At 33.1% G+C, this 10,012-nt stretch carries 10 protein-coding genes; 2 read left to right on the top strand and 8 right to left on the bottom strand.

All coding sequences use genetic code 11. From position 1 onward, the window contains the following. Positions 1-387: 387 nt before the first annotated feature. On the bottom strand, positions 388-1,509 hold the full coding sequence (locus tag KW502_RS14720; RefSeq protein WP_219041319.1) for a PepSY-associated TM helix domain-containing protein: 1,122 nt from the start codon (positions 1,507-1,509) through the stop codon (positions 388-390). Between the two features lie 59 nt (positions 1,510-1,568). Next, positions 1,569-3,992, bottom strand: coding sequence for a TonB-dependent receptor (locus tag KW502_RS14715; protein WP_219041318.1), 2,424 nt, complete (start codon positions 3,990-3,992; stop codon positions 1,569-1,571). Positions 3,993-4,544: 552 nt separating this feature from the next. Between KW502_RS14715 and KW502_RS14710 the strand changes: the two genes are divergently transcribed. Further along, the gene (locus KW502_RS14710) at positions 4,545-5,489 is read left to right on the top strand and encodes a hypothetical protein (protein ID WP_219041317.1); all 945 of its coding nucleotides are present in this window, start codon (positions 4,545-4,547) and stop codon (positions 5,487-5,489) included. Positions 5,490-5,527: 38 nt separating this feature from the next. Here KW502_RS14710 and KW502_RS14705 read toward each other — a convergent pair whose 3' ends face one another. The 4 genes from KW502_RS14705 to KW502_RS14695 all read right to left on the bottom strand — a co-directional run bounded on the left by KW502_RS14705 (position 5,528) and on the right by KW502_RS14695 (position 7,611). After that, on the bottom strand, positions 5,528-5,740 hold the full coding sequence (locus KW502_RS14705; protein ID WP_219041316.1) for an Ntn hydrolase family protein: 213 nt from the start codon (positions 5,738-5,740) through the stop codon (positions 5,528-5,530). A 137-nt stretch (positions 5,741-5,877) separates the two neighbouring features. After that, positions 5,878-6,762 (bottom strand): ATP-binding protein, encoded by an 885-nt coding sequence (locus tag KW502_RS14700; RefSeq protein WP_255554276.1) that lies wholly within the window; start codon positions 6,760-6,762, stop codon positions 5,878-5,880. Positions 6,763-6,802: 40 nt separating this feature from the next. Further along, positions 6,803-6,892, bottom strand: a complete 90-nt coding sequence (locus KW502_RS15510; RefSeq protein WP_255554277.1) for a hypothetical protein — start codon at positions 6,890-6,892, stop codon at positions 6,803-6,805. A gap of 524 nt (positions 6,893-7,416) precedes the next feature. Continuing rightward, entirely contained in the window at positions 7,417-7,611 is a 195-nt protein-coding gene (locus KW502_RS14695; RefSeq protein WP_255554275.1) for an IS3 family transposase, read from the bottom strand. A gap of 9 nt (positions 7,612-7,620) precedes the next feature. Between KW502_RS14695 and KW502_RS15725 the strand changes: the two genes are divergently transcribed. Next, positions 7,621-7,803, top strand: a complete 183-nt coding sequence (locus KW502_RS15725; protein ID WP_439651416.1) for a group II intron maturase-specific domain-containing protein — start codon at positions 7,621-7,623, stop codon at positions 7,801-7,803. Between the two features lie 250 nt (positions 7,804-8,053). Here the strand turns inward: KW502_RS15725 and KW502_RS14690 are convergent, their stop codons facing one another. Together KW502_RS14690 and KW502_RS14685 are read right to left on the bottom strand one after the other, a co-directional pair. Continuing rightward, positions 8,054-8,971, bottom strand: a complete 918-nt coding sequence (locus tag KW502_RS14690; protein WP_219041315.1) for a helix-turn-helix domain-containing protein — start codon at positions 8,969-8,971, stop codon at positions 8,054-8,056. A gap of 84 nt (positions 8,972-9,055) precedes the next feature. Next, positions 9,056-9,778 (bottom strand): SDR family oxidoreductase, encoded by a 723-nt coding sequence (locus tag KW502_RS14685; protein WP_219041314.1) that lies wholly within the window; start codon positions 9,776-9,778, stop codon positions 9,056-9,058. Positions 9,779-10,012: the final 234 nt, after the last annotated feature.

Here is a 10,012-nt window from a genome sequence, read left to right as displayed (position 1 = left end):
AATCCAACATTCAAAATCATGCTTCTTGTTTCTTGTTTCAAAAAAAAGTCTAGGCTGATTTTAGCTATCTTGAAAACGACATAAAAGCTTTATCCTGCGTATAGCAATCGCTTCGCTAGGCTATACTCCTCTGCCCGCGCTGCTGCTTTTATTTGTTTTGCTACGAAAACTAAAAATAGGCTACGTTTTTAATTACAGAAAGCTTTACTTAATCTAACTGTGGTAGACCTCATTTTTTTATATGGTGATTTCGATAAAGGAACGATAGAAATCTGTGAAGCTCTTGCATTACATTCGTTAGCTTACGATGCCCCCCCCATTAAAACTTTAATAAGACTTCGTATAAAATTAAGGAGAACAATTAGATGAACTAAACGTTAATACGATCTATTTTTTTTTCCTCTTGTAGTTACGTCCGTACCACAATAAAGCTCCAGTTACCGGTAAACTTGCGGTTAGCAAACTAACCAAAAACGCAATAATTTTACCCGCAATTCCGCCAATGGCTCCAATGTGTATGTCGTAATTCATGCGTTGAATTTTATCGGCTACTTTGGCATTTTCGTATTTTCCGTAAATGCTAGGAGTTTCAATTTCTTTCAGTGTATTTTGATCAAAAAATCTAAAATCAGAATCGTAATAGATTCCTTTGCTATTAGAAATTTCAACATAAATACTTTCTTCTTTTGTGTGAGGATAATGCAGTTCAAAACTTTCAGCTGCGGGATGTTCTAGGGCAAGTTTTACAATAAGCGTATCCATAGGTACTTTAACCGTTCTATCTACGCTATCGCTCTGGTTTTGAGGAATTATAAAACTCGTCTCTTTTTCGCCACCTGTCGATTGATAAACTACATATTTAAGCCAATTGTAAGACATCATTGAGCCTGTAAATGCAATTATAAAGGCAAGAGCACATACGTAAAAGCCAACCACAGTATGTAAATCAAAATTTTTACGTTTCCATCGTGTGGTTTTCTTCCAATCAAATGTTAAGCGTTGCTTTAAGTTTTTACGTTTTTTAGGTAGCCATAGAAAAAAACCAGAACAAATAATGAGAATAAAAATTAGAATTGAGACCCCCACTACCTGTTCTCCAATAGATTTTGGTAACCAAAGCCGCATATGTCCTTTTAGAATAAACGCAAAAAATCCTGACAAATGATTATCTATTTGAATCACTTTACCGCTATAGGGGTTTAAAAAAACACTCTGATAAAACTCGGGTTCAGCATCATAGAATATAACCTCTATGGCATCATCTTCTTTTTTAAATAGGGTACCGTGTACGGTATGCGTTGGAAAGATTTTTTTTCCAAGTTCTTTTGCTTTGGTAGGTGATAAAATAGGGGCCTTTTGTGGAGCTACTTTTTTATAGTCGCTGTAAAGGTTTTCAATTTCGTCTTTAAACGCCCAACAGCAACCCGTAATCGCAACGATAAAAACGACTAGGCCTGTAGCTAGTCCTAAAATTTTATGAAGTTGAAATACAAATTTTTTGAAGGTCATCGATAGCTATTTAAAAAAGAGCAAGATGTTTAAAAGTACTTGCTCTTTTATGAGACAGATTAAAATTGATAAGAAATATTGGCCAATAATGCTCTTGGCTTTTGTGGATTTATGGTGGTCCAGCCTTTGTAATATTCTTTGTTAAAAGCGTTGTTTAATTTTAATCCTATTCTGTACTTATTAGCTTGGTAAAAAATAGAAGCATTGGCAATGGTATAACTTGGTAAAATAAATTCACCAGTCGATTTGTAGTTGATTGCAAAACGTTCGCTGGCTCCATTAAATCCTAATCCCATTCCAAAACCGCTTAGGGCTTCGTTTTGAAATTCGTAGCTAGCCCAAAAATTGTAAAGTGTTTCTGGTCCAGCATCTAGCGGTCTTCTATTGAGAATCTCTGTATTGTCAGATTTTGTAGTTTCACTATCGTTGTGACTAAAACCAGCTCTAATATTTAAGCCTTTCATGGGGTTGGCATTAATTTCAATTTCTAAACCTTTGCTCACCACTTCTCCTCCCTGTATTTTATTAAAAGGCGATGAAGGGTCGGTAATTACGCGATCTTTTACTTTGATGTCATAATAACTTATGGTAGCATTTAGCCGGTTATTAAAAAGATTTGTTTTTATACCAGCTTCTAATTGATTGGCTTGTTCTGGGTCAAAAGTTTGTAAGCGTTGGGGGCCTTCATCTGGATTACCCACTAATTGTGGGGCTACATTGGTAAACCCATTTTGATAGTTTCCAAAAACAGATAATTTATCTTTTATAGGTTGATATACTAATCCAAATTTTGGAGCTAAGGTTGTTTGGTTAAAATCATCTTCTGGGTCTGCCAAATCACCTTCGTTATCAAAATGATCCAATCTTAATCCTAACATGGCAGAAAAATTATCGGTGAAATCAATCACATCAGAAGCATACATGCTATAAATATGGTAGGTAGATTTGAGGTTGTTAACTGCCTGCGAAGCCAACACCGCATCGACGCCTGAAGTAGAAAGTGGATATAAATTTTCTTCTACCGCTTCGGTGAAAGGATCGTCTCCATTTACCCCCCCATTTGGGGTTACATTTCCGTAAAATGCATAACTTGTACTATTGTCTGTTTGTGTTTCGTTAAAATAATCAATCCCCACAACCATTCGATTTCGTAACGAAGCAATTTTAAAATCTCCGATAAAGTTTTGTTGGATGTCGGTGGTTTGTGTATTCGCATTCTGTTTATTAATAAAACGAGAATACGTATTGCCTTCTAAAATACCATAATCAAATAAGTAAGAATAATATCCCTTGGTAGAGGTTGAGCTTTTAGAAAGTAGGGTTTGCGATTTCCACGTATCAGATAATTTATAATCCATTTCAACTCGGTAATTCTGGGTGGGGTTTTCTAACGTTAAATCGTTACTCGTAAACGATAATTTATGATTATAGCCTAGTTCATCAAGATTTGAAGCTGCTGTTGGAGCACTTCTATTTAAATATAAAAACGTAGGGTTGGTTTGTTCTGCCTGGGTAATTTCTCCATAAAAAGAAAATGAAAGCTTATTGTTTACTTTATACGATAAGGAGGGGGCTATAAAAAAAGACTCTCTAAAACCAGCATCTTGAAAACTTTGCTCTTTAGTGTATGCTGTATTTATTCTAAAATATAAGTTATCTTCTTTACTTAGGGCGGTATTAAAATCTCCAACAATTTGATTGAGACCATATGTTCCAGAAGTGAAAGACAGTTCGCCACCAGTGCCTACATAAGGTTTTTTGGTAACCACGTTAATAAGTCCACCGTATGAACTTACTGCGTTTCCGAACAAAGTTGCGGAAGGTCCTTTCATCACTTCAATACGTTCAATATTGGCGGGGTTTATTGTTCCGTTTGTGAGACCAGGCAGTCCATTCACCAATTGTGGCTGTACAGAAAATCCTCGAAGTGAAAAATAACCAGCTCCATCGCCACCCCGACCCGTAGAAGTCCAAAGTTGCTCGACACCAGTTGCATTTTTTAAGGCATCATTAAAATTGGTGACTACCTGCGACTTTAAAATTTCGTTAGTCACGGTACTGTATACCTGTGTATTCTCTATATCTTTTAAAGGAAGTTTTGAGACATAAGCGGTTTCTTTCCGAGAAAATTTGTTACGGCGTTCTCCCTGAATCATCACCTCACTCAAGATTTCATTTCCTTCATAAAGAGTAATGGTCGGTAAGTTTATATTTTTATTACCTGAAACTGAAACTGAAATTTCTTTGGTTTTAAAACCTAAATAAGAAATTAAAACGGTGTAATCGCCATTTTCTAAATTAGCGATTTCAAAGTTTCCATTGCCATCAGTCTGTGTGCCTTTAGCGGTGTTTTTTAAAGAAACATTGACTCCAAAAAGAGACGTGTGATTATTGTCTTTTACAGTTCCAGTAAGGGTGGCGTTTTGCGCTAACGTAACAGTAGTTAGCAGGCATAAACTTAAAATTGATAATAATTGTTTCATCTGTTCTTATTTAGACGCTATATAAAAAATAAATTTCCGCCAAAAATAGAATGGTCTTCTGATACCACCAAATTAATTATATTAAATCTAAATAAAGATATTAAATGAGCTGGTAACTTAATGCTACTGCCTGCTCCTTTAATTCGGAGCTATAGTATCGTTTTTTATGTTTCTAAGAGGTTTGTTTTCTAACAAAAAGACTTAAATTTTATGTAGTAGTGAAGGTAGCCACTCCAAAACGGCATTGTGATGCGTATGACCGAGCAATACAATCCGTATGAAAACCCTGTAGCCGAAAGAATCAATAGAACTATGAATATGGTCTAAAACAAACCATTAAAAACAAAGAATTAGCTCAACAAGCGATATATATTTACAATAATCTGAGAACACATTTTAGCCTGAATTTGAGAAAACCAGCCGAAGTACATTTAAATCCAACTATCAAATACAAGTCCTATCGAAAAAATAATGTAAGTTTACCTGAACTTACAATTTAAAAAATTAATAATTCTAATCAAAAAGAGTCAACCTATTCCAGTATAATACAAAATGAATCATACTCTAAGATTAATATTTCTAATATTTGTTTTTATATTTAATTCTTGTGGATACCAAAGAACAGAAGAAGATAAACATCCTGAAATCCCTATTTTTCCCGAGCATACAAATAATAAAATTTCCATAAAGGAATTTCCTTTTTACTTAACAAATATCAAATACAACCAAAAAAACGTATTTGCAAATAATGAAAATGGTGATTGGCTAGTTTTGGATAGAAAATTTAATAAAATAAAACAGTTAAATAAACCTTCTGGTTATGTGCATAGTTATATTAGCAAAGATGGAACTATTTACTTTTTAAAACCTAAAGAAAAAACTGAATTAAATGAAGTTTATAAATTCTCCATTAAAAACAATTTCAAAAAACAGAAAATAGAAAAATTAATACTAAAATCTAGAGAAGGTGTTACAATTAGAGATTCGTTAAATTTAGTTTATAAAAATCAAACTAATGAATATATAGATAGTTTAACTTCTGATATTTATCAAAAAGAAGAAAAATTAATATCTGAAAAAATTAAAAAATTAAAATCAAATTTGATTTCGATTTTTCCATTAGCGAATGAAGTAAGTGTTTTAAAATACGAAAACAAAGAATTCGCTTTACATACGAGATATGACCATACGAATGAATTTAAAGATGTTTTAGAAAAAACACGGCTTGATGAATTAAAACCTATATGGAATTTAGAAAAAAGTCCAAAATCATTTGGTAAGGTTGTTTTAGGAAATTCATTCTCTGGAAATCATTATGTAGGTGGCTATACTCCTTATGGCTATAATTATGTAGAACTTTCATTAAATAACGAAACAACAAAGTTTAAAGCAAAAAATTCGAACAATGGAAATGGTGTAAATATTTTATATAAAAACAAAGACACAATTATCCTCAATGATTTTGAAAAACTATACTACATAACATTAAAAAAATAATTACAGCCAATTGAATGTCTGCTCTGTTCGGGTCCAAATTACATTGGGTTTAGCCATTCCAAATTTCTTTTATGCATAGCTTCTTGAGAAATTAGTTTACCGTTTTTAATATCTTGCTTACTCATTTCTAACATAATTTTTAGCTCTTTCGTCAGTTCAATAATGTCAGATTCTGAAGCACTTGAAGTAATTAGTTTATCAAAAGCTACTAAAAAATCTTTATTTCTAATAGATAGTATTTTATCTATCAATCCATTTTAACAGTTCTGAATTTGGTTTAACCCCAGATGATCAAAAAAAGAAAAACCGCTTAGAGCGGCTTATTTGAGTTGGTAATATTGCGTTTTACAGTCTTGTGCAACGGTTACTAGTGTTATGCTTTCGTTCTTTAATTTTTATTTCTCACTTTTAATGTAATCTCTCCAATATTGTATGCATATATGGAAGCAGGTAGAAAAGTGAATTTTAGCCCTTGTATTTCCTTCATTCCTAATTGATCAATTGAAGTAACAACTGCCGATTCAAATTTATTTGTTTCACAAAATTTAATTAAACTTTTTAATTCTTGAGGTTTGTCAAAATATCTATTACTCCATTTAATTTTAACTCCCCAAACTGGCTTATAACTTTTATCATCTACCAAGACAAGATCAACTTCACCTTCGTTTCTGCCTTCTTTCCACCTAGCATAGGTTAAGTCTAGTTGCTCCCTGTGCATCCATTGTGAAAGAATTGCTGTTTCTACCATGTTTCCCATTTCTTGGTCTGTTTCACTTATCGGGGAAAATAATGCAGTGCGAAGGGATGGGTTGGTAAGATATACTTTGAAGCTTGTTATTCTTTTTAATCTTTTTGCATTGACTCCAACCTTATTTAATACTTTAATTAGGAATGCTGCTTCTAAATATTCTAAATATTTTTTTAATGTATCTTTTTGAATTCCACTTTCCCGAGACATTGTCTCATATGAGAATTCGTTTCCTGTATTATACGCTATGTATGTAAAAAATCTGTTTAATTCTTGAACATCTTTGATTCCATACAAGCTTGGCAAATCTCTAAGAAGAACTTTGTCTACAATGTCGTTTTTAACGTATCGACCCATATCTCCTTGTATTTTTTCAGATAATACAACCTCTGGGTATCCTCCAAAATTTAAATAATGGAGAAATTCTTTATTTAATGCTTTTGAATTATGAGGTAAGCAATACTTTACATCCTTGTCTCCATATTGAATATCACCTTCAAAAATTAAATGGTCTAATTTCTTCAAATGGATATATTCTTGAAATGTTAATGGAGGTAATAGAAAATCAGTAAATCGGGTTGTCAATTCCGATAAAGAATAGTTTATGAGGATTTGTTCCTTCTTTCAGTAAGTTTTCAATGCAATGAAATAGCATTACTGTTTTACCAACCCTTCTAGGGCCCATAAGAACTAACGCCCTTTTAATACTCCTTTCAAGAACGAATGGATAAAAGAGGTCAAAATATAGTCTCTTGGACATTGAGCTATATGTGTTCGGGACCTCTTTAGTAATCCACCATGGATTTTCATATCGAAGACGTTCAATAATCTTTTCTGTCGGAATAAGGTTTAGTATTGCCATTTTTTTATCTTAATACAACATATATAAAATAAACAGATTTAAATCTACCTATTTAAACGAATAATGCATTTTTAGAAACTTTATTGAAGTAGAGAACTGCTAATTCGATAGTAGAATCATGTTTTTAATGAAGCACAACAATCTACTTTATTTTATCATCACTAATAAAGTAGTTATTATTTTTACTAAGAAACAAGAGGAGAACTAAAAGGGTCTTTGGAATAGCAGTTCCTTTATACGTATCAGTTCTCTTGTCTCGTATAACCGTCAGTTACGGGTTGGACTTGCAACAAAAAGTCGGACAAATTTTTTAAGACCTATGCCATATTTTTAAATTGATAAAATTCTTGTCCTACTTCGTAAGGAGTTTTGTATCCCAAAAAGGTGTGTAATCGTTTCCTGTTATACCCTATTTCTATATATTCGAAAATAGCGGTTTTAGCCTGTTCTATAATTTTAAAATCACCCTCATAAATAAGTTCTACTTTTAAAGTTTTAAAGAACGTATCCAACGAATTAACTTGTTGATCCGAGGCTGGATAAATTATTTCAAACCTGCATCCATTCAGGGAAAGCTTAAAAAGCTGGAAGAATTGCTGCGGAATCGTTTACGGTATTGCACCTGGCTCCACTGGAAAAAGCCCGAACGAAAACGGAAAAACCTGATTCGCTTGGGGATTATCCCAGACCAGGCCTATGCTTAGAGCCTTACCAGAATGGGCGGTTGGGAAATTGCTCAGAGTCCTATTTTGCGTACCACCATTACCGTAGAACGCTTAAAAATGAAAGGTTATGTTAGTTTAATAGAATACTACAATCGATGAGTTTCATTATCGAACCGCCGTATACGAGACCCGTACGTACGCTGGTGTGAGGGGTGCACTCCGTCATTTGTTGGCAGAGTCATCCACTCGATTACCTGCTGGCTTTCTTGGAGAAGAAACAGAAATATGATTATCTAAAGAAAGTTTTTCTGAATTGAAGAGGAGTTTGTTCCGTTTTTCTTTTAAATAGTTTATGAAATGACTGAGGATGTATGAATCCTAAATTGTAGGCTATTTCGTTTACTGAGTCTTCTGTGGTAGATAATTGTAATTTAGCAATTTCAATTATCTTTGCTTGAATATGTTGCTGAGGAGTTTGTCCTGTTATTTCTTTCAAGAGCTTACTCAAATATTTGGATGAAATATGAAGTTGTTCTGCTAAAATTTGTACACTAGGTAAACCTTTTTGTGACGCTATGTGTGATTTAAAATGGTTTATTAGTAAGTTTTCAAACCGCTCAACAATGTTACGGTTCGTTAATTTTCTATTATTAAATTGACGTTGGTAAAAACGTTCAGAATATTGAAGTAGGGTCTCTATATGAGCAATAATAATGTTTTGACTGTATTGGTCAATATCCGTTTGATATTCTTTCTTTATTCCTTCTAGAATAGGTTCCAGTGTTACTTCCTCTTCTTCTGAAAGGAACAAAGCTTCATTTATTGCATAGTCAAAGAAATCATATTTCGATATTCTTTTGGCTAAAGAAGTATTCCAGATAAAATCAGGATGAATCAGTAACATCCATCCTGATCTTTCTTCATTACTACTTTTGTCAGGCTGAATGCGAAACACTTGTTGAGGTGCCACAAAAAACATAATGCCATTATCGCAATCATACCGTTGTTGTCCATAATACATTTTACCTTGCAGGCCACGTTTTATAGCAATAAGATAAAAATCAAGCATCCAGCTAGAATCCCGTTCTCTTTGAGAAATATTCAACCCAGCATAATTAATAATACTTACTAAAGGATGCTGTGGAGCCTCTAAACCCGATAACGAATGAAACTCTTCTATCGTTTTTACTATACAAATGTTCTGCATGTAGATACTTTACTTACAACAAATACAAATTTAAGCATCTAATTCATACTATCAGCGAACTAAAAATTAAATCGATTAGGTAACTTACCAAGAAACTTCTCCCTGATCACCATAAAATTTTCCAGAAGTAAAACTAGTTGATTCAGTAGCAATTTTAACAATAGGAGCGGCACCTTCTTCAACCGTTTTTGTTCCTTGATGATCATTGAGATCGGTTGATGTATAGCCTGGTGTTACGCTAAACACTTGGAAGGGACTATCTTCTAATTCATTGGCAAGCATCACCGTAAATGCATTTACAGCAGTTTTTGATGCTCCATAAGCACTCCAAATTTCTAAATTAGGATCTTTTCCTGTTGACGAATGGATTTCTAAAGATGCAACTTCACTGGAAATATTAATGATAATTGGCTGTTCCGCTTTCTTCAATAAAGGCAAAAATTTTTGAGTTACCTCAACAGTACCAAAGAAATTAGTGTCAAATATATTTCTTAACGTTTTGATATTATTATGAGAAAACTTTTGTGGTTGAATACCACTAATACCAGCATTATTGATTAATATATCTAAAGAACCTATTTTTGATGCTAGCTCAATTTTAGCTTGCTCTATTGATGTGCTATCTGCTACATCAAGCTGAATCCAATCTACGCTGCTCCCCTTGAGCTTTTTTAAATTTTCTACTGCTTCCTGCCCTCTTTTTTTATTTCTACAACCTATATAGACATCATAACCCAGTTTACCCAGTTGTTTAGCGGTTTCAAATCCTATTCCTTTGTTTCCTCCTGTTATCAGTACTGTTTTCATCTTAATAAATTTATGATTATTTATTGCAAATTTATCAAGGTTTGGATGGTTAAAAGTAGCTGAATTTCACAAGCTTGTAGCCTAATGTAAGATTAATAGATTGCTGGCAACGGCAGTCTGTCTCAAAACTACCTAATTTTTTTTTAAAAATAATTGAAATTAGGGGTAAAGCCAAAATTTGCATTAATTTTTGTTTGCTTTTGTATTAATGCCTTAAAAGTTCGTTTTAGTCTT

The sequence above is a fragment of the Mesonia aestuariivivens genome (genome assembly GCF_019311235.1).
GTDB classification, from domain to species: domain Bacteria; phylum Bacteroidota; class Bacteroidia; order Flavobacteriales; family Flavobacteriaceae; genus Mesonia; species Mesonia aestuariivivens.
The sequence above is the reverse complement of the archived record's forward strand: the minus strand, read 5'-3'. Positions and strand labels throughout refer to the sequence as shown.

Coding starts and splice junctions, on each gene's coding strand:
- KW502_RS14720 (WP_219041319.1), bottom strand. CDS start 1,509: ATGACCTTCAAAAAATTTGTATTTCAACTTCATAAAATTTTAGGACTA.
- KW502_RS14715 (WP_219041318.1), bottom strand. CDS start 3,992: ATGAAACAATTATTATCAATTTTAAGTTTATGCCTGCTAACTACTGTT.
- KW502_RS14710 (WP_219041317.1), top strand. CDS start 4,545: ATGAATCATACTCTAAGATTAATATTTCTAATATTTGTTTTTATATTT.
- KW502_RS15510 (WP_255554277.1), bottom strand. CDS start 6,892: ATGCTATTTCATTGCATTGAAAACTTACTGAAAGAAGGAACAAATCCT.
- KW502_RS14690 (WP_219041315.1), bottom strand. CDS start 8,971: ATGCAGAACATTTGTATAGTAAAAACGATAGAAGAGTTTCATTCGTTA.
- KW502_RS14685 (WP_219041314.1), bottom strand. CDS start 9,778: ATGAAAACAGTACTGATAACAGGAGGAAACAAAGGAATAGGATTTGAA.